This is a genomic window from Ensifer adhaerens (genome assembly GCF_028993555.1).
In the GTDB taxonomy this organism is placed as follows: Bacteria; Pseudomonadota; Alphaproteobacteria; order Rhizobiales; family Rhizobiaceae; genus Ensifer; species Ensifer adhaerens_I.
Window position 1 is genome coordinate 1254438 of the sequence record NZ_CP118610.1, and the last position, 20831, is coordinate 1275268.

Sequence of the window (20831 nt, forward strand, 5' to 3'; positions counted from 1 at the left end):
GGAAAGGCCGGTCTCGCGACCGGCCTTTTTCATGTGCGCTTATGTCCGTAACTGATGCCGCGGTCAGTCGGAGGTGTTGTCAGCGCGCCTCGACCGGTTTGCGCCATTGCGGCGCGCGCCAGATGGTGATGAAGCGCAAGACCCATTCGAGCGGGCCGTAGGCGAACCGGGCCATCCACCAGCGGCTGATGAAAAGCTGGGCGGTGTAGATACCAAGCGCGATCAGCACGGTTGTCAGCGGTGTGACCTGGCCGATGAGGCCAAATCCGTAGCCATGGAAGATCAAGGCAGCGATCAAGGACTGCATCAGGTAGTTGGAAAGCGCCATGCGGCCAGCAGGCGCCAGCGCGTCGCGCAATCGTTGGCCAGTTCTCGTGCCGAAAAACAGCATCATGCCGCCGACATAGGCGGCGGTCAGGAACGGGCCGGTGAGCAGTCCGATCGAGAGCCCGATGATGGCGACCGGCGAATCGATCATTTCGACGCTGGCATAGGCATAGACGATCGCGCCGGGTAGACCGATCCAAAGGCCCGCACGCAGCAGGCGTTGGAACAGCGCCTTGTTTTCCTCCGGCCGCGCCAGTGTCTTGTGGCGACCAGCGATGAGCCCGAGCACGAACATCGCAAGTGCCGAGGGCGCCTGCAGCAGACCCAGGATCACCCAGACGGACGAAAGCTCCATAAGGTGCTGGCCGATGATCGCCTGCCAGTCACCGCGGAAGGCAAGCACGGTTGCCTGGGCGGCGGCAAGGATGCCGGGCCGATCAAGCGGTGTCGGCTCCAGGGTGGCGACGATCCCGAGTGCGCCCCATACGACGGCGACGACGATCACCAGCCATTTCGCCAGGCGGAAGAGAGCGTCGTCGCCGCGGTTGCGCAGCATCAGGAGGACAATGCCGAGCACGGCATAGGTTGTGAGAATATCGCCATGAAAGAGCAGAACCGCATGGGCGGCGCCGATGAGCCAAAGGCCGGCCTGCCGGCGCAAGAGACGCGGCACGAAGGCTTCGCCGGATTTTTCCGCCGAGCGCATCTGCAGGGTGAAGCTGTAGCCGAACAGAAATGAGAACAGCAGGTAGAACTTCATCTCGAAGAACAGCGCGATCACAAGATGCACGGCGCGATCGGCAATGCCGTTGAAGGCAGGGTCCGCGAGTTCAAGTCCGTAGAAGGCGGAGGCGAAGGCCATGGTGTTGACGAGAAGGATTCCGAGCAGTGCGAAGCCGCGCAGTGCGTCGACATCATCGATGCGTTCTGGGGTAGTCATTCGAGTTCTCCGTGACGGCAGGCGCTGGAGGATCGCGCCGTATCCTGTTGAAACAGCTATCTTTTGCGGCAATGATCGTCTCGATCGCCGGCAGGCGCAGCAACGCCGTTCCACTCCGACGAGCATTCATGTTTAATAAATCGACTAATCTATCTAGTAATCGAAGTAACGAAACGTCAAGGGGCGCCTGTGGTTATTGCGCGGGCGTCGTTCAGTTGCTGCGATTGGGAACGATCAACTCTTGTGGGCGGCGTTGTGCCGGAGCCAGGCGATTTGCCGGCGGGCGCGCAGAAGGGCGGTCAGTGCCGCGCCGATCGAGATCAACAGCAGCGCGGCCCAGAGGATTTCCCCGTCGCCAAGCCAAAGACCTTCAAGGGCCGAGAGGACCGCAGCCAGCGTGATTGTGGCCATACGGTGCTGTTTGGCCATGGGGCCGGAGAAGTCACTCGGAGCGCCGTTGGCGCGGCCGAGTTCGCGCACATAGGCCGTCAGCACCGCGAAGGCGGCTGCGGCAAAGCCTAAGGCGGGAGCGCCAATCCCGTATCCGGCACCGACGAAGATGAAGATATCGGCGACACGATCCGGAAACTCGTTCCAGAACGGACCGTCGGCTTCGCCCTTGCCGCCCTCGACGGCGACCATGCCGTCGAAGAGGTTGCAGAGCAGACGCAACTGGCAGAAGAGGGCGGCAGCGATGAACAGAGCGACCCTTGACCCGTCCTGGGTTTCGCCCGTCAGCCAGAAGGCAAGCCCGGCAAAGGCGGCGGCCAGCATGCTTGCCTGCGAGATCCGGTTGGGCGTGATGTTCATGGACGCCAAGCGGCGCGCTATCGCCTGCGCCCAGCGGGTATTGCGGCTTGCGAGCGGCCTGCGGTCACCGGTCTCGGTCATGCCCAGGCTCTCCTCGGCTGATGGAATAGTTGTAGATGGCGGCGTAAGTGGTCGACACCGCGAGCGGCAGCGCGATCGTTCTCAGGACCTCCGGCGTGCCGCTCATCGTATGGATTGCGACGAGCACTGCTGATGAGCCGAGGCAGGCGAGGAGTGGCGGCAGGAACAATCGCTTAGCTCCACGGAACCGCTTGGAAAGCGCGTCGACCGTTGTCTTGAGGTAAAGGGTAAGGAGCGCCGAGAGCGTACCCTGGACGACGGCGGCAAGGAGCGGCTTGGGCATCGGGTGATGGCGATTGGCGAAAAGCGCCCAGCCGCCCATGGCGAAAAAAGCGAATGCCACGTGCACCACGCCGCTGCCCGCGAGCCACCTCAGCTTCGCAGTCATGTCAGCGACCACCAGTAGCGTGTCAGATGGAAGAAGATCGGCGCCGAGAAGACGACGGAATCCAGCCGGTCGATCAGTCCGCCATGGCCCTCGATCAGGTGACCCCAGTCCTTGACGCCGCGGTCCCGCTTGATTGCCGACATGACGAGCCCGCCGAAGAAGCCCATCATCGTGATGATGAAGGACATCAACGCCGCCTGGGCGGGCGTGAACGGGGTAATCCACCAGAGCGAGGCACCGATCAGCGTCGCGCTTGCGACGCCCCCGACAAAGCCCTCGACCGTCTTCGAGGGTGAAAGCGACGGTGCGATCTTGGTTCGCCCAAAGAGCTTGCCCCAGACATATTGCAGCACGTCGCTCGACTGGACGACGATGACCAGGAAGGCGATGAGTAGGACATTGCGTCCTTCGTAACCCGGGATTTGCAGCGTCAACAGCGCCGGCACATGCGAGGCGCAGAAGACGCAGATCATCAGCGCCCATTGTACCTCGGAGATCCGCAGCAGGAAGTCGCGCGTGTCGCCGCGCATGACCGCAACGATGGGCATCAGCAGAAAGGCATAGACCGGCACGAAGATCGAATAGATGCCGTACTGCTCAGCCCACAGCAGGAAATAGTTGATCGGTAATACGACGAAGAAGGCGGCGGCGATCGCCCAATGGTCACCGCGGCGCGTGTTGATGAGCGTGATGAATTCGCGGAGCGCTGCGAAGGAGCAGAAGGCGAAAAGCAGGAGCACGCCGACCCGACCGGCAACGAAGGCAATGGCGATCAGCACCACCATCGCCCACCACGCCTTGATGCGGGCGTTGAGGTTCTCGATCGCACCGTTCGATCCGTCAGGCGAAAGTCTCTGCTTGAGGACGTAGCCGATGCTCGACGCCAGCACGAGTATGCCGCCGACGCCGAGAAGCAATTTGAGCATATCCAGGCTTGCCGCGCTCATGCATGGTCTTCCATCGTGGAGGGGGCGAGCGAGAGCAGGGCGGTCTCGGCGCGGGCGATGAATTCGTCCTTGGTCTCGTGCGCCTTGAGGCGCATCGGTTCGCCGAAGGTTACCGTACAGATGAGCGGGATCGGCACGAATTCCCCCTTCGGCATCACGCGGTTGAGATTATTGATCCAGACGGGCACGAGCGCCACGTCAGGCCGCTTGCAGGCGAGGTGATAGAGTCCGCTCTTGAAGGGCAGGAGCCGCGCCTCGGTCTGGTTGCGCGTTCCTTCGGGAAAGACAATCAGCGAGGAGCCGTCGCCAAGGACAGTCGCCATCTGTTCGACCGGATCCTGGGTGCGGGCGGCCGGGTCGCGCTCGATCAGCACCGCATCGAACACGTCACGGCCGATGAAGGCCGAGAGCTTCGATTTCAGCCAGTATTCGGCTCCGGCAACCGGCCGCGCGCGTTCCCGAAGCCACGGCGGCAGCACCGCCCAGATCAAGACAAAGTCGCCATGGCTGGAATGATTGGCGAAGTAGATGCTTTGCCTTGGCGGCAGGCCGGTCTCATGCCAGATGGCGCGCGCCGCCGTCAGCGCGCGCGCAAACATCATGATGGCGATGGAAGCGAGTTTGGCCGTCAGATCGCGGATCATGCGAGTTCATGTCCAGATGATAAACGAGCCGGCGGGCCGATGCGCTTTGCACAGCGTGGCCATCGAGCCCGGATGCGTTTCATGCCTTGCAACAATAAGATCAAGCGGTGCCCCTCAGCCTGCCGCCCGACATAACTCCAGGCTGCAATCGACCAACTTTACGCGATTGCGTCCGCTTCTCAAGCGGTTGAAATCGCACACAGGGCGATAACGGACCAGGCGCTTCGGATATTCGCTCCCGCCGGGAAGTGATTGAATGTGAAAGGATGCGACGCCTCGCCACAGCCATCGACCAAAAAGTTATCATCGCCGACATTGACCGCCTGCAACCCAGCCGGTAGCTTCCGGTTGCAACAAGAGGAGCGTCGTCCAATGCGCCAGTAATGCCCGGTGAAAACCGAATTCGCCTCAACTTCGCTTGCGAAGGGGATGGACGATGGCATTGCTCGATCCGCATTGACGTGCAGACGCCGAGGCATTCCTTGGCTGCGACCTCTACTCTCCATCGTGAGCGGTCAGATTTGGACACAGTTTCCAGGGACCGAACATGCAAGATAAATCCAGTCTCGATATCATCGATCACAACCGCCAGGCCTGGGACAGGCAGGCAAGTCAGCATTGCGCGTGGTCGCAGCCGGTGACGCCGGACGTGATTGCCGACGCACGCACAGGAAAATGGCTGGCGCGGCTGACGCCCGGCGATCTGCCGAAGGGGTGGCTGCCTGACATCCGTGGCAAGAGGGTCCTGTGCCTGGCTTCGGCCGGCGGCCAGCAGGCGCCCATTCTGGCGGCGGCCGGCGCCGAGGTCACTGTCTTCGACATTTCCGAGGGCCAGCTCGCTCAAGACCGGCTTGTGGCTGAACGCGAGGGGCTGTCGCTGACGGTTGTGCAGGGCGACATGCGTGACCTATCGGTGTTTGCTGATGATGCCTTCGATATCGTCTTTCACCCGATCTCCAATCTCTATGTTCCGGATATCCAGCCTGTTTGGCGGGAATGCCACCGGGTGCTCAAGACGGGTGGACGGCTGCTTGCCAGCTTTTTCAACCCGGTGGTTTTCGTTGGTGACCGAGATCCGGGCTATGCCGAAAAGGGTCTCATTCGGCCGGTCTACCCGCTCCCCTTCGTCGAGGCCGAACATCTCGCCGCCGACGTGGTGCAGGCCAAGGTCGATCGAGGCGAGGCGCTCGTGTTCGGGCACAGCCTTGCCGCGCAGATCGACGGGCAATTGCGGGCTGGCTTCGTGCTCGCCGGTTTTCATGAAGATTGGCAGCCATCGCCACGTTTCCTGATCGACGGGTTCGTACCGACCTTCATCGCCACCTGCGCCATCAAAAGCGATCTCGGCCTCTGACGGAGGCGAGCCGAGGACGATGCGCGTCTTGTGGCGCGCATCGGACGAACAAAGCGACCACGGCGTTTGCGATGACCTGCGATTGCGTTTCAGGGCAAAACGGCATGTCACTCACCGTCCCTTGTTACCTCGTGTTACTGTTACGTACTCGCCAAATCGCTGGTTTCATTCTTTTCTGTCGGTCAGCGAAACCGGAAAGGGTCAATACCTATGCGCTTCATCGCTTCGTTGTTCGTACCGCTGGCGGTCGTGCTCGGGCTTGCGGGCTGTGCCTCCACGTCCTCCTCGACCAATACCACCTACGCACAGCCGCAAGTCTCCGCCCCCGGCCTCGGGGCTGGGAATACGGCCAACTCCACGGCTGCTCCGGGCTACTACTGAGGCAGTCCGGCACCTGCTGGCAAACATAACTCTGCGGCGGGCGCGGCCCCGGCGCGGAGGCTTTTGTTTGCGGCTTGTAATCGGGCGCCGGCGACCGATCGGCTCCATGGCCGTGACCCGGCTTGCATTCGCCCGCCAAAAGTTGCAAACAGCGGCGAACCATCAGGGAACACGCCATGAGCCTCTCCAAGCGCACCACCCGCCCGCTCGATCACCTCGTGCTGCCGGTGGATACGCTTACCCAGGCGCGGCGACGCCTTGGTGATCTCGGCTTCACGGTCGCCGAAGACGCGCGCCATCCCTTCGGCACCGAAAACGCCTGCGTCTTCTTTCCCGATGGCACCTATCTTGAACCTCTGGCTATAGCCTCCCGCGAGGAATGCGAAGCGGCCGCACTTGATGGCAACGCCTTTGTCGCTCGTGATCAGGCCTTTCGTTTCCGCCAGGGCCCCGAAGGTCTCTCGGCGCTGGTCTTCGGTACAGAGGACGCGGCGAGCGACCACATCCGCTTTCGTGCGCGTGGCATTTCGGGCGGCGACATGCTGGAGTTCTCCCGACCGATGCGGTTGCCGGATGGCCGTGAGGGGCTGGGCTCTTTCCGCCTGGCCTTCGCCGCCGATTTGCGCTCGCCGGACCTCTTCTTGTTCAACTGTCAGCGAGTTCGGGCTTTGCCTACCGACCGGGCGGCGCTGGAGCAGCATCAAAACGGCGTCGTCGGGATTTCCGAGGTGGTTCTGTCGGAAGCCAATCCGACCGATTTCCAGTACCTGCTTCAGGAGGCGATCGATGAGCGCGAGGTTGCCGCACACTCCTTCGGCATGGATGTCGCGACCACCAACGCCAAGATCTCCGTTTTGAACGCCGCCGGCATGGAGGCTTTCTTCGGTCGCTCGGTGCGGGGTGCCGAGCGCGGCCTTCGCGGGCGGGCGATCGTTTTCCGCGTCGCCGACCTCGAGGTGACGCGCGCACTCTTTGCTGAGAACGATATCGAATTTGCAGAAATGGGCGGACGCCTCATTGTTCCCGAAATGCCGGGGCAAGGGGTGATCTTCGCTTTTGGAGCTTGATGATGAAAACCAATGCCAGAGTAGTAGTCGGCAACGGCGCCCATGAGGTCGCCTTCGCGCAAACCGAGAAGCTGTCGCTGATCGCCGGCCCCTGCCAGATGGAGAGCCGCGAGCACGCCTTCATGATGGCAGGTGCGCTCTCCGAACTCTGCAAGAAGCTCGGTCTCGGCCTCGTCTACAAGTCCTCCTTCGACAAGGCAAACCGCACGTCGCTCTCCGGCAAGCGCGGCATCGGCCTCGACAAGGCGATGGAGATCTTTGCCGACCTCAAGAAGGAGTTCGGCTTTCCGGTCCTGACTGATGTCCACACCGAAGAGCAATGCGCTCTGGTCGCCCCGACAATCGACATCCTGCAGATCCCCGCCTTCCTGTCGCGCCAGACGGACCTCCTGGTCGCAGCCGCCAAGACCGGCCGCGCGATCAACGTGAAGAAGGGCCAGTTCCTGGCTCCTTGGGACATGAAGAACGTGCTGGCGAAGTTCACCGAGAGCGGCAACCCGAACGTCATGCTGTGCGAGCGCGGCGCGTCGTTCGGCTACAACACGCTCGTGTCCGACATGCGCTCGCTGCCGATCATGGCTTCGCTCGGCGCGCCCGTCGTTTTCGATGCGACCCATTCCGTGCAGCAGCCGGGCGGACAGGGCGGCTCGTCGGGCGGCCAGCGTGAATTCGTCGAGACCTTGGCACGCGCTGCCGTCGCGGTCGGTGTTGCCGGTGTGTTCGTCGAGACCCACGAAGATCCGGACAACGCGCCGTCGGACGGTCCGAACATGGTGCATCTGAAAGACATGCCGCGGCTGCTCGAAAAGCTGCTTGCCTTCGATGCGATCGCCAAGGGTTGAGCCATCAGCGACGCTCCGTGAAATTTTCATGAACCGCAATGGCGCGAACGGATTTGCATCTTGCGCGCCATTGAAATTTCGAGGCCTTGGCGTATGACAGGCCCCGACCATTCCACCGTCCTCAAGCAGGGAAGAGATCATGACTGCAATCATCGACATCATCGGCCGAGAAATTCTGGACAGCCGCGGCAACCCGACCGTCGAGGTCGACGTGTACCTGGAAGACGGAAGCTTCGGCCGTGCGGCGGTCCCGTCGGGCGCTTCGACGGGTGCGCATGAGGCTGTCGAGCTGCGCGATGGTGGTACGCGCTACCTCGGCAAGGGTGTCGAGCGCGCTGTCGAAGCCGTCAACGGCGAGATCTTCGAAGCGATCGGCGGTCTCGATGCCGAGAACCAGATCCAGATCGACAAGACCATGATCGAACTCGACGGCACGTCGAACAAGTCGCGCCTCGGCGCCAACGCCATCCTCGGCGTGTCGCTGGCCGTCGCCAAGGCTGCGGCCGAAGCTGCCGGCCTGCCGCTCTACCGTTATGTCGGCGGCCCGAACGCCCACGTGCTTCCGGTTCCGATGATGAACATCATCAACGGCGGCGCCCATGCCGACAACCCGATCGATTTCCAGGAGTTCATGATCGTTCCGGTTGGCGCCGACACGATGCGCGATGCGGTTCGCATGGGCTCGGAAGTCTTCCACACACTGAAGAAGCAGCTTGCAGCCGACGGTCACAACACCAATGTCGGCGACGAAGGCGGTTTCGCCCCGGGTCTCGCTTCTGCTCCGGCAGCGCTCGACTTCATCATGAAGTCGATCGAGAAGGCCGGCTACAAGCCGGGCGAAGACATGTTCATCGCGCTCGATTGCGCCGCAACCGAATTCTTCAAGGACGGCAAGTACGTGCTCGAAGGTGAAGGCCGCACGCTGGAGCCGGGCGCAATGGCTGAATACCTGGCGGAACTCGCTGCCAAGTACCCGATCTTCTCGATCGAAGACGGCATGGCCGAAGACGACTGGGACGGCTGGAAGGCCGTAACCGACCTTATCGGCAACAAGTGCCAGCTCGTCGGTGACGATCTGTTCGTCACCAACTCGGCACGCCTGCGCGACGGTATCAAGATGGGCGTTGCCAACTCGATCCTCGTCAAGGTCAACCAGATCGGCTCGCTCTCGGAGACGCTTGACGCCGTCGAGACCGCGCACAAGGCGCGCTACACCGCCGTCATGTCGCACCGCTCGGGCGAAACCGAAGACGCCACGATCGCCGATCTCGCGGTTGCCACCAACTGCGGCCAGATCAAGACCGGTTCGCTTGCCCGTTCGGACCGGCTCGCCAAGTACAACCAGCTGATCCGCATCGAAGAGCAGCTTGGCCTGCAGGCCAAGTACGCCGGCCGCTCGATCCTGCGCGGCTGATGCAGCTGCGCCGCGCGTCTTGTCAGACGCGCAAAGGTCGCTGTAACCGAACAGACGAAACCCGCTCACGTTTCCACGTGGGCGGGTTTCTGTTTTCCTGCCATTCATGGTCAACGGTCGGTTAATCAATCGCCGCTAGTCTCATTCCCGTAATGCGTATCAGGGCGTGAATGAATGTGGACACGGCATCATAAGAAACGGAAACTGGGCCGGCTGGTGATGCCGCTGATCGCGGTCGCCTTTCTCTCCTACTTCGGCTATCATTCGATCCACGGCGGCTATGGCTTGAAGGCGACGGAGCAGTTCGATCGCCAGATCGTCGAGCGGCAGACGCGGCTGGATAAGCTCACGAAGCAGCGGATGATCCTTGAAAAGGAGGTCCAGCTGATGAGTGATGGGTCGCTGGAACGGGACATGCTGGATGAAAAAGCTCGCCTCGCGCTCAACATGTCGCGAAGTGACGAGATTGTTATTTTTCACCGTCCCGAGAATTAACCTGAATTCAGTTAATTGAAATTTGTAAAGTAAATTCAATTGTTTGCGTGGAATGCGAGCCATGCAAATATGGCATTGCTGTGGCCGCTTTCTTTCCCTATGGTAACCGCAAAAGGCTAACCATTGGGAGGAACGAATGGCTCCGCGAAAATCCGCGTCCGTTTCCAGCCGCAAGAGTGCCGCAAAGCCGGCCAAGAAAGATTTCAACGGCGGAACCTTCGCCGAATTCTCCAAAGAAGAAGATCTGAACGCCTACCGCGAGATGCTGCTGATCCGGCGTTTCGAGGAAAAGGCCGGCCAGCTCTATGGCATGGGCTTCATCGGCGGCTTCTGTCACCTCTACATCGGCCAGGAAGCTGTTGTCGTCGGCATGCAGGCGGCGCTCAAGGAAGGTGACCAGGTCATCACCGGTTACCGTGACCACGGCCACATGCTGGCCTGCGGTATGAGCGCCCGTGGCGTCATGGCCGAACTCACCGGTCGCCGCGGCGGTCTTTCCAAGGGGAAGGGCGGCTCGATGCACATGTTCTCCAAGGAAAAGCACTTCTACGGCGGTCACGGTATCGTCGGCGCCCAGGTGTCGCTCGGCACCGGTCTTGCCTTCGCCAACCGCTACCGTGGCAATGACAATGTCTCCGTCGCCTATTTCGGTGATGGTGCGGCCAACCAGGGCCAGGTCTACGAAAGCTTCAACATGGCGCAGCTCTGGAAGCTGCCGGTGATCTACGTGATCGAGAACAACCGTTACGCCATGGGCACCGCCGTTTCCCGCGCCTCGGCGCAGACCGACTTCTCGCAGCGCGGCGTTTCCTTCAACATTCCCGGCTTCCAGGTCGACGGCATGGACGTTCGCGCCGTCAAGGCAGCGGCCGACGAGGCTGTCGCCCATTGCCGTGCGGGCAAGGGCCCGGTCATTCTGGAAATGCTGACCTACCGCTACCGCGGTCACTCGATGTCCGACCCGGCGAAATATCGCTCGAAGGACGAAGTGCAGAAGATGCGCTCGGAGCATGACCCGATCGAGCAGGTGAAGGCCCGCCTCATGGAAAAGGGCTGGGCGAGCGAAGACGAGCTCAAGCAGATCGACAAGGATGTCCGCGATATCGTTGCTGACAGCGCCGATTTCGCCCAGGCCGATCCGGAGCCGGATGCATCCGAGCTCTACACCGACATCCTGCTTTGATCCGGGGAGGGACAAACATGCCAGTAGAAATTCTTATGCCCGCCCTTTCCCCGACCATGGAGGAAGGCACGCTCTCGAAATGGCTGAAGAACGAGGGGGACAAGGTGTCCTCCGGCGACGTCATCGCCGAAATCGAGACCGACAAGGCGACGATGGAAGTCGAAGCCGTCGATGAAGGCACGATCGGCAAGCTCTTGATCGCTGCCGGCACCGAAGGCGTCAAGGTCAACACCCCGATCGCCGTGCTGCTGCAGGATGGCGAAGGTGCTGGCGATATCGCCGCTCCGAAGGCCGAAGCGCCGAAGGCAGCCGCTGCCGAGGCTCCGGTTGCATCCGCACCGGCGCCGGTTGCAGCCCAGCCGAAGGTTGAAGTTGCCGCCGATCCGGCGATCCCGGCCGGCACCGAAATGGTGACGATGACCGTTCGCGAAGCGCTTCGCGACGCCATGGCCGAAGAAATGCGCGCCAGCGACGACGTCTTCGTCATGGGCGAAGAAGTCGCCGAATACCAGGGCGCCTACAAGATCACGCAAGGCTTGCTGCAGGAATTCGGCTCGCGTCGTGTCATCGACACCCCGATCACCGAGCATGGCTTTGCCGGCGTCGGCGTCGGTGCTGCCATGACGGGCCTGCGCCCGATCGTCGAGTTCATGACCTTCAACTTCGCCATGCAGGCGATCGACCAGATCATCAACTCCGCCGCCAAGACGCTCTACATGTCCGGTGGCCAGATGGGCGCCCCGATCGTCTTCCGCGGCCCGAGCGGTGCTGCTGCCCGCGTGGCCGCCCAGCACTCGCAGTGCTATGCAGCCTGGTACAGCCATATCCCCGGCCTCAAGGTTGTCATGCCCTACACGGCTGCCGACGCCAAGGGTCTGCTCAAGGCCGCGATCCGCGACCCGAACCCGGTCATCTTCCTCGAAAACGAAATCCTCTACGGCCACTCCTTCGAAGTGCCGAAGCTCGATGATTTCGTGCTGCCGATCGGCAAGGCCCGGATCCACAAGGTCGGCAAGGACGCAACGATCGTCTCCTTCGGTATCGGCATGACCTATGCCGTCAAGGCGGTTGCCGAGCTCGAAGCGCAAGGCATCGACGTCGAACTGATCGACCTTCGCACCATCCGTCCGATGGACCTGCCGACGGTCATCGAATCGGTCAAGAAGACCGGCCGTCTCGTCACCGTCGAAGAAGGCTATCCGCAGTCGTCGGTCGGCACCGAGATCGCGACCCGTGTCATGCAGCAGGCCTTCGACTACCTTGACGCCCCGATCCTGACGATCGCCGGCAAGGATGTGCCGATGCCTTATGCAGCGAACCTCGAGAAGCTCGCGCTTCCGAACGTCGCCGAAGTCGTCGATGCGGTGAAAGCCGTTTGCTACAAGTAAGGGGAGGGTTCTTCGATGCCTATCAACATCACAATGCCGGCCCTCTCCCCGACGATGGAAGAAGGCAATCTGGCCAAGTGGCTGGTCAAGGAAGGCGATAAGGTCAAGTCCGGCGACGTGATTGCCGAGATCGAGACTGACAAGGCGACGATGGAAGTCGAAGCGGTCGACGAAGGCACCGTTGCCAAGATCGTCGTTCCCGCCGGCACCGATGGCGTCAAGGTCAACGCGCTGATCGCCGTTCTCGCCGCCGATGGCGAGGACGTCGCCGCGGCCGCCAAGGGCGGCAATGGTGCTGCCGCACCGGCTCCCGCTGCCAAGGCGGAAGCACCGGCAGCGCCAAGCGCACCCGCAGCGGCCGCCCCGGCTCCGGTGGCAGCCCAGCCGGCGAAGTCCGAAGGCACCCGCGTTTTCTCGTCGCCGCTTGCCCGTCGCCTCGCAGAGGACGCCGGCATCGACCTGTCGGCAATCGCCGGCACCGGTCCGCATGGCCGCGTCGTCAAGAAGGACGTCGAATCCGCCGTTGCCGGCGGTACGGCCAAGCCCGCCGCAGCTCCTGCTGCCAGCGCTGCGGCTCCTGCCGCCGCACCGCTTGCCAAGGGCATGTCGGAAGATGCCGTTCTCAAGCTGTTCGAGCCGGGCTCCTACGAGCTCGTGCCGCATGACGGCATGCGCAAGACGATTGCCAAGCGCCTCGTCGAATCCAAGCAGACGATCCCGCACTTCTACGTGTCGGTCGATTGCGAACTCGACGCTCTCCTCGCGCTCCGCGCCCAGCTCAATGCCGCTGCCCCTGAGAAGGACGGCAAGCCGGTCTACAAGCTCTCCGTCAACGACATGGTCATCAAGGCCCTGGCGCTGGCGCTGCGCGACGTTCCGAACGCGAACGTTTCCTGGACCGAGAGCAACATGGTCAAGCACAAGCACGCCGACGTCGGCGTTGCCGTGTCGATCCCGGGTGGCCTGATCACACCGATCATCCGCCAGGCGGAGCTGAAGAGCCTGTCGGCCATCTCCAACGAGATGAAGGACCTCGGCCAGCGCGCCAAGGACCGCAAGCTGAAGCCCGAGGAATACCAGGGCGGCACTACGGCGGTCTCCAACATGGGCATGATGGGCGTCAAGAACTTCGCCGCCGTCGTCAACCCGCCGCACGCAACGATCCTCGCGGTCGGTGCAGGCGAGGAGCGCGTCGTCGTCAAGAACAAGCAAATGGTCATCGCCAATGTCATGACTGTCACGCTCTCTACCGACCACCGTTGCGTCGATGGTGCGCTCGGCGCCGAGCTGCTCGGAGCCTTCAAGCGCTACATCGAAAACCCGATGGGCATGCTGGTCTGAGTTGGATAAGGACCGGCCTCCGGGCCGGTCCGTTCCTTGTCGAGCAGTCGAAGGCGGGCCCGGACGATGAAAACAGTTCTCTGCTACGGCGACAGTCTGACCTGGGGCTACGATGCCACCGACGGCGGCCGCCACGCGCTTGCCGATCGCTGGCCGAGTGTGCTGCAAAAGGCGCTGGGCGCAGACGTCCAGGTTATCGCCGAGGGGCTGAACGGCCGCACGACCGCCTACGACGATCACCTTGCCGATTGCGACCGCAACGGCGCGAAGGTGCTGCCGACGGTGCTGCACAGTCACGCGCCGCTCGATCTCATCATTCTTCTTCTCGGCGCCAACGACATGAAGCCAGTCATTCACGGAACCGCATTCGGCGCCGTGAAAGGGATCGAGCGTCTCGTCAATCTGGTGCGTCGGCATGACTGGCCCGTCGAAAGCGAGGATGGGCCGGAGATTTTGATCGTGTCGCCACCGGCGCTCTGCGAAACGGCCAATGCCGGGTTTGCTGCCATGTTTGCCGGCGGCATCGAGCAGTCGGCGATGCTGGCGCCGCTCTACCGTGATCTTGCCGATGAGCTCGATTGCGGCTTCTTCGATGCCGGATCGGTTGCGGTGACCACACCGCTCGATGGCGTGCATCTCGATGCCGAAAATACGCGTGCGATCGGCCGGGGTCTGGAACCGGTCGTGCGGATGATGCTTGGGGTCTGAGAGTGGCCGGCGGCGTCACCATTCGTCCGGCGGAAAGACGCGAGGCGGCTGAACTTGCCATCCTCGTCGACATCGCCGCGCATGGTTTTGCCTCCTGGCTCTGGTACGGCGCCGTCCAGCGTGGGGTGACGGATACGGCCTTTGAGCGCGGCCGCAACAAGCTGCGTGAGGAAGCCGGGCCGGGGAACTGGCGGGATGCCTTGGTTGCCGAGATTGACGATGAGGTGGCCGGCCTGTCGGTCGGTTACTCGGTCGGTCCGGGCGTTCTGGAGATCGTAGCGAAGCATCCAGTTCTCGAACCGCTGCTGGCGCTGCAAAGGCAGATTGTCGGTCACTGGTTCGTCGAAAGCCTCGGCGTCTATCGCCATCAGCGTCGCCGCGGCATCGGTGGAGCGCTCCTGGCAAGGGAATTCAAGCGCGCCGGTTCGGCGCCGGTGAGCCTGATCACCGAAAGCCACAACGACAGGGCGCAGGCGCTATACAGGGCAAACGGTTTCGGCGAGGCAGCGCGCGCCGAGGCGGTTCCGCTCTTTGAGGAAAGCAAGAAACACGACTGGGTGCTTTTCACCCGCAAGGTCGCTTGAGACAAAGGCAGGAAACACATGGCTGAGAATTACGACGTCATCGTCATCGGTTCGGGTCCGGGAGGCTATATCGCCGCCATTCGTGCGGCACAGCTGGGTCTCAAGACCGCGGTTGTCGAGCGCGAACATCTGGCCGGCATCTGCTCCAACTGGGGCTGCATCCCGACCAAGGCGCTGCTGCGTTCGGCCGAGGTTCTGCACTACGCCCAGCATCCGGGTGCCTATGGCGTGAAGATCGAAGGCACGGTGACGCCGGACCTGAAGGCGATCGTTGCCCGTTCTCGCGGCATTGCCGAGCGCATGAACGGCGGCGTCGGCTTCCTGATGAAGAAGAACAAGGTCGATGTGATCTGGGGCGAAGCCAAGCTCACGAAGCCCGGCGAGATCGTTGTCGGCAAGTCGACCAAGCCTGTCGTCCAGCCGCAGGCGCCGTTGCCGAAGAACACCAAGGGCGAAGGCACCTACACCGCCAAGCACATCATCATCGCGACCGGTGCCCGTCCGCGCGCACTGCCCGGCATCGAGCCCGATGGCAAGCTGATCTGGACCTATTTCGAGGCGATGAAGCCGGAGGAAATGCCAAAGTCGCTGCTGGTCATGGGCTCGGGCGCGATCGGTATCGAGTTTGCCTCGTTCTACCGCACCATGGGTGTCGACGTGACCGTCGTTGAAGTCATGCCGACCGTCATGCCGGTCGAAGACGCCGAAATCTCGGGCGTCGCCAAGAAGCAGTTCGAGAAGCAGGGCATGAAGATCCATCTTCAGGCCAAGGTGACGAAGGTCGAAAAGGCCGCCAACTCGATCACCGCCCATGTCGAGATGAAGGACGGCAAGGTCGAGAAGATCACTGCCGATCGCATGATCTCGGCCGTCGGCGTCCAGGGCAACATCGAGAACCTCGGCCTCGAAACGCTCGGGGTTAAGACCGACCGTGGCTGCATCGTCATCGACGGCTACGGCAAGACCAATGTTCCCGGCGTCTACGCGATCGGCGACGTTGCCGGCCCCCCGATGCTCGCTCACAAGGCCGAGCACGAGGCCGTCATCTGCGTCGAGAAGATTGCCGGCCTGCCGAACGTCCACCCGATGGACAAGCTGAAGATTCCGGGCTGCACCTATTGCCACCCGCAGGTCGCTTCCGTCGGTCTTACCGAAGCCAAGGCCAAGGAACTCGGCCGCGACATCCGCGTCGGTCGCTTCCCCTTCGTTGCCAATGGCAAGGCGATCGCGCTTGGCGAGGACCAGGGCCTGGTCAAGACGATCTTCGACAAGAAGACCGGTGAACTGCTCGGCGCCCACATGGTCGGCGCAGAAGTCACCGAGCTCATCCAGGGCTTTGTCGTCGCGATGAACCTCGAGACGACGGAAGAAGACCTGATGCACACGATCTTCCCGCATCCGACGATCTCGGAGACGATGAAGGAAAGCGTGCTCGACGCTTACGGCCGCGCGCTCAACGCCTGATAGTTTCGGCGCCCGAGCTTTTGGTGTAATTTTGGCATTGCTAATGGACTCATTTTCAGTGCAAGGAGGCCAAAATGAGCGTGAACGGCGTCGGTATTCTGGCTGCGATCATCGTCGGCGGGTTGGCCGGGTGGCTCGCGGAGAAGTTCATGGGCAGCAGCATGGGGCTGATCATGAACATATTGCTCGGCATCATCGGTGCGGTGGTGCTGAATTTTGTGCTGGCGGCCTTCGGCATGGCCTATGCCGGCTGGGTAGCCTACCTGGTCATCGGCTTTATCGGCGCTTGCCTGTTGATTGCCGCTGGTCGAGTCGTAAAACGATAGTCTGCCGGGCCATCTGTGCTTCCGTCGGGCACCAACTTAAGACGGCCTGACTTTTCCTGTCGGGCCGTCTATATAGAGCGAAAATGGGTCATCCGGCCTGATGCCGGTCCCGCCGCGACGAGGAAGACAGTATGGTAACGGTATTCGATGCCGTCTCTGACCGGGCGCAACGCGTCCGCCACCCGGAAAAGGCGCACAAGCCCGATACGGAAGTGATGCGCAAGCCGGAGTGGATCCGCGTCAAGGCGCCGATGTCCAAGGGCTACCAGGAGACGCGCGAGCTGGTGCGGTCGCACAAGCTGGTGACAGTGTGCGAGGAAGCCGGGTGCCCGAACATCGGCGAATGCTGGGACAAGAAGCACGCCACCTTCATGATCATGGGCGAGATCTGTACCCGCGCCTGCGCCTTCTGCAATGTCGCGACCGGCAAGCCGAATGCGCTCGACATGGAAGAGCCGGCCAACATCGCCAAGGCCGTCAAGCAGATGGGCCTCAGCCACGTTGTCATCACCTCCGTCGACCGTGACGATCTGGAAGACGGTGGTGCCGAACACTTCGAGAAGGTCATCTGGGCGATCCGCGAAGCGTCGCCGGCGACGACCATCGAGATCCTGACACCGGACTTCCTGAAGAAGCCGGGCGCTCTGGAGCGTGTCGTCGCCGCCAAGCCCGACGTCTTCAACCACAACATGGAAACGGTGCCGGGCAATTATCTGACGGTCCGCCCGGGCGCACGCTACTTCCATTCCGTGCGCCTGCTGCAGCGGGTCAAGGAACTCGATCCGACAATGTTCACCAAGTCCGGTATCATGGTCGGCCTCGGCGAAGAGCGCAACGAAGTGCTGCAACTGATGGACGACCTCAGGACCGCCGACGTCGACTTCCTGACGATCGGCCAGTATCTGCAGCCGACGCGCAAGCACCACAAGGTCGAGAAATTCGTGACGCCCGAGGAGTTCAAGTCCTACGAGACCGTCGCCTATACCAAGGGCTTCCTGATGGTTTCGTCGAGCCCGCTGACGCGCTCCTCGCACCATGCCGGTGACGACTTCGCCCGCCTCAGGGCGGCTCGGGAGAAGAAGCTGCAGGCCGCCGAGTAAGGCAGGCGGCGTTTTCGAGAACGATCTGCTCCGGCGCTTGCGCCGGAGTTTTGTTTTTGGGGAGGATATCGGAGCGGCAACTGGCCGTTCGCGCAAAGCTTGCATCCTCCGTCCCGATCGCCTAACGGCTGTTTCGGGAGGACGCGAGCCGATGCCGCGACACATCAGCAGCTGGGACGATGCGGCGTTGCAGCTCAGAGGCGCGCAGCGCATCCTTGTGATCGGCTGCTCCGGCAGCGGCAAGAGTACGCTTTCCCGTCACCTGTCTGGACGGCTCGACCTGCCGCATCTGTCAATGGACCGGGAATTCTTCTGGCTGCCGGGATGGCAACTGCGGCCGCGGCAGGAAATGCTTGCCCTGATCTCCAGGGCTGCGGCCGGCGAACGCTGGATCATGGATGGTACCAGTCCGAAGACGCTGCCGCTCCGCCTTCCGCGCACGCAAATGGTGATCTGGATGCGGCCGCCGCGCTGGGTTTCGCTTCGCGGTGTGCTCTGGCGCTGGTTCGCCTACTGGAAAAAGACCCGCCCGGATATGGCCGACGATTGTCCGGAGAAGGTCGATCTCGAATTCCTTCGCTACATCTGGAACTTCGAGAAAAGGGATGCGGTTGAGATCGAGACGCAGCTGGCCGGTCGCGCCGACCTGCCGGTTCTCGTGTTGAAATCGCACGCGGAAACGGCGTTACTACTTGCGAAGATAGAGTGGGGCGACTAGCTCTCGATCATGCCGCATTTCGAAACCAACCACGTCGTCAAGCATACCGCCGACCAGATGTTCGATCTCGTCGCCGATGTCGAGCGCTATCCCGAGTTCCTGCCGCTCTGCGAGGCACTGACGGTGCGCACGCGCAAGGAGCGCGACGGCAAGGTGCTGCTACTGGCCGACATGACCGTCGGCTACAAGGCGATCCGCGAGACCTTCACGACACAGGTGCTACTGAACAAGGCCGAGCGCGCGATCGACGTCAAATACATCGATGGGCCGTTCAAGTATCTCGACAACCGCTGGCGCTTCGAGCCCTCGGGCGAAGGGCAGTCGGCCGTGCATTTCTACATCGACTACGAGTTCAAGAGCCGCATCCTCGGTGCGCTGATGGGCTCGATGTTCGACCGCGCCTTCCGCATGTTCTCGGACGCCTTCGAAAAGCGCGCCGACAAGATCTATTCCGCCTGAGCGATTTCCCTGAGCATTTCGAGCGCGGTGCGGACGGTCTCAAGCCGAACGCTGCTGCGGCCGATATCGCCATAGCGCATCTCCCGGTGCAGCATCTGGCCGTTGCGCCCTGATGCCGCAAGGTGCACGAGACCAACGGGCTTCTCGGCCGAGCCGCCACTAGGGCCGGCAATGCCGGTGACGGCAACGGCGAAATCCGCTGCCGAATGCGAGACCGCACCACGCGCCATTTCGATTGCAGTGTCCCGCGAAACAGCGCCGTGGGCTGCAAGCGTCGTAGTCTCCACGCCGAGCATGGCGACCTTCGCTTCGTTGGAGTAGGTGACGAAGCCCCGATCGACGACCGCGGACGAACCGGAAATCTCGGTTAGCGCCCCGGCGATCAGGCCGCCGGTGCAGGATTCGGCGGTGGCGACCTTGAGGCCCCGTGCCGTGAACCTGGCGATGATTTCACCGGCCTTGACTTCGATATCGGCAGGCCACATCACGCAAGGTTCCCATAAACGACGGTGGCTGTGGCAATGGCGGCAATGCCTTCATCTCGGCCAACGAAGCCGAGGCGTTCGTTGGTCGTCGCCTTCACCGAGCAGCGGTCGAGCGAAATCCCCAGCATGTCAGCGAGGTTTTCGCGCATCGTCAAACGGTGCGGCCCTACCTTCGGTGCTTCCGCGATCAGGGAAACGTCCGCATTGGTGATGATGCCGCCACGCTCGCGCACGATCCGTGCAGCATGTTCGAGGAAGATCCGCGAAGGCGCGCCCTTCCATTGCGGGTCGGATGGCGGGAAATGGTCACCGATATCGCCGGCGCCACAGGTGGCAAGCAGCGCGTCGGTGAGCGCGTGCAGCGCCACATCGGCATCGGAATGACCCGAGAGCTTTTTCGAGTGTGGAATGAACACACCGCAGAGTGTCACGCCGTCGCCCTCGATCAACTGGTGCACGTCGTAACCGTTGCCCGTGCGCACATCGGGCAGGGCGGTGCGCTTGAGTTTCTCGTCGGCCATGGCGATATCCCTTTTCAGCGTAAGCTTGACATTGTCGACCGTGCCCTCGACGAGGACGACTTTGAGGCCGGCCCATTCGGCGATCGAGGCATCGTCTGTAAAGTCAGTGCGGCCGCTCTTGGATGCATCCCGGTGAGCAGCAAGAATGGCCGGAAGATCAAATGTCTGCGGTGTCTGCGCGCCGTAGAGACCGTCGCGCGGCACCGTCTCCAGCACGACGCCATCCTTGCCCGCGCGCTTCAGCGTGTCGGCGACGGCGACCGCCGGCAACACGGCTTTGACCTCGCCGTCGAGCGCGGCGGCGCAGCGCGAAAGCAGTGCGTGATCGGCAAAGGGACGGACCGCATCGTGGATCATCACATAGCCGGCGCCGGTTTCAGCCAGGGCCTCGAGGCCGGCGAGCACGGAGATCTGCCGGGTCGCGCCACCATGCACGATGATTACATCGCCGGCCACAGCGCGTTTGCGTGCAGCATCGAACAAAGCCTCGTCGTCCGGGTGGATGACGACGACGATCGGGCCAGCGCCCGGCCATGTCGCGAAAGTGTCAAGCGTATGGGCGATAACGGGGCGGCCGCCGATGGTTCGATACTGCTTCGGGCCTTCGGCGGATTGCCCGGCGCGTTCGCCGCGTCCGGCCGCAACGATCACCACGCCGCACTTAAGCTGTTCTTGAGGCTGCATCTTCTGTATGAGGTCCCGCATTCGCCGATCTTCGCGGTGATGTACCGCGAAGGGTCGCGCTTTGCCAGCAGTTCTCGTTTCTTCCGGCCACCGTGGCGCGTCTTGAAAGACGCGCGGCGCTGTAAGCCGGGAAATTTGCGCAAGGCGCCGAAATCGCTTGGCAAGCCCGAGAACAATGTC

Annotated in this window: 22 protein-coding genes; 15 read left to right on the forward strand and 7 right to left on the reverse strand. The window is 62.3% G+C overall.

Annotated features, from left to right (window positions below):
- Positions 1–79: 79 nt before the first annotated feature.
- From PWG15_RS06130 to PWG15_RS06150, 5 genes are all read right to left on the reverse strand, one after another.
- A complete protein-coding gene (locus PWG15_RS06130; RefSeq protein ID WP_275023557.1) occupies positions 80–1267 on the reverse strand; it encodes a DUF418 domain-containing protein in 1188 nt (395 codons plus the stop codon).
- A 234-nt stretch (positions 1268–1501) separates the two neighbouring features.
- A complete protein-coding gene (locus tag PWG15_RS06135; protein ID WP_275023558.1) occupies positions 1502–2158 on the reverse strand; it encodes a CDP-alcohol phosphatidyltransferase family protein in 657 nt (218 codons plus the stop codon).
- On the reverse strand, positions 2142–2546 hold the full coding sequence (locus tag PWG15_RS06140; protein ID WP_275023559.1) for a hypothetical protein: 405 nt from the start codon (positions 2544–2546) through the stop codon (positions 2142–2144). Before PWG15_RS06140 ends, PWG15_RS06135 begins: the two co-directional genes overlap by 17 nt.
- Positions 2543–3493 (reverse strand): phosphatidate cytidylyltransferase, encoded by a 951-nt coding sequence (locus tag PWG15_RS06145; protein WP_275023560.1) that lies wholly within the window; start codon positions 3491–3493, stop codon positions 2543–2545. Before PWG15_RS06145 ends, PWG15_RS06140 begins: the two co-directional genes overlap by 4 nt.
- The gene (locus PWG15_RS06150) at positions 3490–4137 is read right to left on the reverse strand and encodes a lysophospholipid acyltransferase family protein (RefSeq protein ID WP_425536740.1); all 648 of its coding nucleotides are present in this window, start codon (positions 4135–4137) and stop codon (positions 3490–3492) included. Before PWG15_RS06150 ends, PWG15_RS06145 begins: the two co-directional genes overlap by 4 nt.
- A 547-nt stretch (positions 4138–4684) precedes the next feature.
- Here PWG15_RS06150 and PWG15_RS06155 point away from each other — a divergent pair.
- From PWG15_RS06155 to PWG15_RS06225, 15 genes are all read left to right on the forward strand, one after another.
- A complete protein-coding gene (locus tag PWG15_RS06155) occupies positions 4685–5491 on the forward strand; it encodes a class I SAM-dependent methyltransferase (RefSeq protein WP_275023561.1) in 807 nt (268 codons plus the stop codon).
- A 557-nt stretch (positions 5492–6048) separates the two neighbouring features.
- Positions 6049–6939, forward strand: coding sequence for a VOC family protein (locus PWG15_RS06160; RefSeq protein ID WP_275023562.1), 891 nt, complete (start codon positions 6049–6051; stop codon positions 6937–6939).
- Positions 6939–7781, forward strand: a complete 843-nt coding sequence (kdsA, locus tag PWG15_RS06165) for a 3-deoxy-8-phosphooctulonate synthase (RefSeq protein WP_275023563.1) — start codon at positions 6939–6941, stop codon at positions 7779–7781. The genes PWG15_RS06160 and kdsA overlap by 1 nt, the downstream gene beginning before the upstream one ends.
- Before the next feature lie 139 nt (positions 7782–7920).
- The gene (gene eno, locus PWG15_RS06170) at positions 7921–9195 is read left to right on the forward strand and encodes a phosphopyruvate hydratase (protein WP_275023564.1); all 1275 of its coding nucleotides are present in this window, start codon (positions 7921–7923) and stop codon (positions 9193–9195) included.
- A 174-nt stretch (positions 9196–9369) separates the two neighbouring features.
- Positions 9370–9690: an FtsB family cell division protein gene (locus tag PWG15_RS06175; RefSeq protein WP_275023565.1), complete on the forward strand. Its 321-nt coding sequence runs from the start codon at positions 9370–9372 to the stop codon at positions 9688–9690.
- A 136-nt stretch (positions 9691–9826) separates the two neighbouring features.
- Complete coding sequence (pdhA, locus tag PWG15_RS06180) at positions 9827–10873, forward strand: pyruvate dehydrogenase (acetyl-transferring) E1 component subunit alpha (RefSeq protein ID WP_275023566.1); 1047 nt, start codon at positions 9827–9829, stop codon at positions 10871–10873.
- Between the two features lie 17 nt (positions 10874–10890).
- Positions 10891–12261 carry a pyruvate dehydrogenase complex E1 component subunit beta gene (locus PWG15_RS06185; protein WP_275023567.1) on the forward strand — a complete coding sequence of 457 codons (1371 nt, stop codon included), beginning with the start codon at positions 10891–10893 and terminating at the stop codon, positions 12259–12261.
- A 15-nt stretch (positions 12262–12276) separates the two neighbouring features.
- Positions 12277–13602 (forward strand): pyruvate dehydrogenase complex dihydrolipoamide acetyltransferase, encoded by a 1326-nt coding sequence (locus tag PWG15_RS06190; RefSeq protein ID WP_275023568.1) that lies wholly within the window; start codon positions 12277–12279, stop codon positions 13600–13602.
- A 66-nt stretch (positions 13603–13668) separates the two neighbouring features.
- Positions 13669–14310, forward strand: coding sequence for an SGNH/GDSL hydrolase family protein (locus tag PWG15_RS06195; RefSeq protein WP_275023569.1), 642 nt, complete (start codon positions 13669–13671; stop codon positions 14308–14310).
- 2 nt (positions 14311–14312) lie between these two features.
- Complete coding sequence (locus PWG15_RS06200) at positions 14313–14894, forward strand: GNAT family N-acetyltransferase (RefSeq protein ID WP_275023570.1); 582 nt, start codon at positions 14313–14315, stop codon at positions 14892–14894.
- 18 nt (positions 14895–14912) lie between these two features.
- Positions 14913–16358 (forward strand): dihydrolipoyl dehydrogenase, encoded by a 1446-nt coding sequence (lpdA, locus tag PWG15_RS06205; RefSeq protein ID WP_275023571.1) that lies wholly within the window; start codon positions 14913–14915, stop codon positions 16356–16358.
- A gap of 74 nt (positions 16359–16432) precedes the next feature.
- Positions 16433–16684, forward strand: a complete 252-nt coding sequence (locus PWG15_RS06210) for a GlsB/YeaQ/YmgE family stress response membrane protein (RefSeq protein WP_275023572.1) — start codon at positions 16433–16435, stop codon at positions 16682–16684.
- Between the two features lie 131 nt (positions 16685–16815).
- Positions 16816–17784, forward strand: coding sequence for a lipoyl synthase (gene lipA, locus PWG15_RS06215; RefSeq protein ID WP_275023573.1), 969 nt, complete (start codon positions 16816–16818; stop codon positions 17782–17784).
- Between the two features lie 151 nt (positions 17785–17935).
- Positions 17936–18502 carry a P-loop NTPase family protein gene (locus tag PWG15_RS06220; protein WP_275023574.1) on the forward strand — a complete coding sequence of 189 codons (567 nt, stop codon included), beginning with the start codon at positions 17936–17938 and terminating at the stop codon, positions 18500–18502.
- 9 nt (positions 18503–18511) lie between these two features.
- On the forward strand, positions 18512–18961 hold the full coding sequence (locus tag PWG15_RS06225) for a type II toxin-antitoxin system RatA family toxin (RefSeq protein WP_275023575.1): 450 nt from the start codon (positions 18512–18514) through the stop codon (positions 18959–18961).
- Here the strand turns inward: PWG15_RS06225 and PWG15_RS06230 are convergent.
- The gene (locus PWG15_RS06230) at positions 18949–19446 is read right to left on the reverse strand and encodes a CinA family protein (RefSeq protein WP_275024366.1); all 498 of its coding nucleotides are present in this window, start codon (positions 19444–19446) and stop codon (positions 18949–18951) included. The genes PWG15_RS06225 and PWG15_RS06230 overlap by 13 nt on opposite strands.
- Positions 19446–20672, reverse strand: coding sequence for a bifunctional 2-C-methyl-D-erythritol 4-phosphate cytidylyltransferase/2-C-methyl-D-erythritol 2,4-cyclodiphosphate synthase (locus PWG15_RS06235; RefSeq protein WP_275023576.1), 1227 nt, complete (start codon positions 20670–20672; stop codon positions 19446–19448). The genes PWG15_RS06230 and PWG15_RS06235 overlap by 1 nt, the downstream gene beginning before the upstream one ends.
- Positions 20673–20831 lie beyond the last annotated feature (159 nt).

Coding starts and splice junctions, on each gene's coding strand:
- PWG15_RS06150 (WP_425536740.1), bottom strand. CDS start 4,137: ATGATCCGCGATCTGACGGCCAAACTCGCTTCCATCGCCATCATGATG.
- PWG15_RS06230 (WP_275024366.1), bottom strand. CDS start 19,446: ATGTGGCCTGCCGATATCGAAGTCAAGGCCGGTGAAATCATCGCCAGG.
- PWG15_RS06160 (WP_275023562.1), top strand. CDS start 6,049: ATGAGCCTCTCCAAGCGCACCACCCGCCCGCTCGATCACCTCGTGCTG.
- PWG15_RS06155 (WP_275023561.1), top strand. CDS start 4,685: ATGCAAGATAAATCCAGTCTCGATATCATCGATCACAACCGCCAGGCC.
- PWG15_RS06190 (WP_275023568.1), top strand. CDS start 12,277: ATGCCTATCAACATCACAATGCCGGCCCTCTCCCCGACGATGGAAGAA.
- PWG15_RS06210 (WP_275023572.1), top strand. CDS start 16,433: ATGAGCGTGAACGGCGTCGGTATTCTGGCTGCGATCATCGTCGGCGGG.
- PWG15_RS06175 (WP_275023565.1), top strand. CDS start 9,370: ATGTGGACACGGCATCATAAGAAACGGAAACTGGGCCGGCTGGTGATG.
- PWG15_RS06220 (WP_275023574.1), top strand. CDS start 17,936: ATGCCGCGACACATCAGCAGCTGGGACGATGCGGCGTTGCAGCTCAGA.
- PWG15_RS06235 (WP_275023576.1), bottom strand. CDS start 20,672: ATGCGGGACCTCATACAGAAGATGCAGCCTCAAGAACAGCTTAAGTGC.
- eno (WP_275023564.1), top strand. CDS start 7,921: ATGACTGCAATCATCGACATCATCGGCCGAGAAATTCTGGACAGCCGC.
- PWG15_RS06130 (WP_275023557.1), bottom strand. CDS start 1,267: ATGACTACCCCAGAACGCATCGATGATGTCGACGCACTGCGCGGCTTC.
- PWG15_RS06195 (WP_275023569.1), top strand. CDS start 13,669: ATGAAAACAGTTCTCTGCTACGGCGACAGTCTGACCTGGGGCTACGAT.
- PWG15_RS06185 (WP_275023567.1), top strand. CDS start 10,891: ATGCCAGTAGAAATTCTTATGCCCGCCCTTTCCCCGACCATGGAGGAA.
- kdsA (WP_275023563.1), top strand. CDS start 6,939: ATGATGAAAACCAATGCCAGAGTAGTAGTCGGCAACGGCGCCCATGAG.
- PWG15_RS06135 (WP_275023558.1), bottom strand. CDS start 2,158: ATGACCGAGACCGGTGACCGCAGGCCGCTCGCAAGCCGCAATACCCGC.
- PWG15_RS06225 (WP_275023575.1), top strand. CDS start 18,512: ATGCCGCATTTCGAAACCAACCACGTCGTCAAGCATACCGCCGACCAG.
- lpdA (WP_275023571.1), top strand. CDS start 14,913: ATGGCTGAGAATTACGACGTCATCGTCATCGGTTCGGGTCCGGGAGGC.
- pdhA (WP_275023566.1), top strand. CDS start 9,827: ATGGCTCCGCGAAAATCCGCGTCCGTTTCCAGCCGCAAGAGTGCCGCA.
- PWG15_RS06140 (WP_275023559.1), bottom strand. CDS start 2,546: ATGACTGCGAAGCTGAGGTGGCTCGCGGGCAGCGGCGTGGTGCACGTG.
- lipA (WP_275023573.1), top strand. CDS start 16,816: ATGGTAACGGTATTCGATGCCGTCTCTGACCGGGCGCAACGCGTCCGC.
- PWG15_RS06145 (WP_275023560.1), bottom strand. CDS start 3,493: ATGAGCGCGGCAAGCCTGGATATGCTCAAATTGCTTCTCGGCGTCGGC.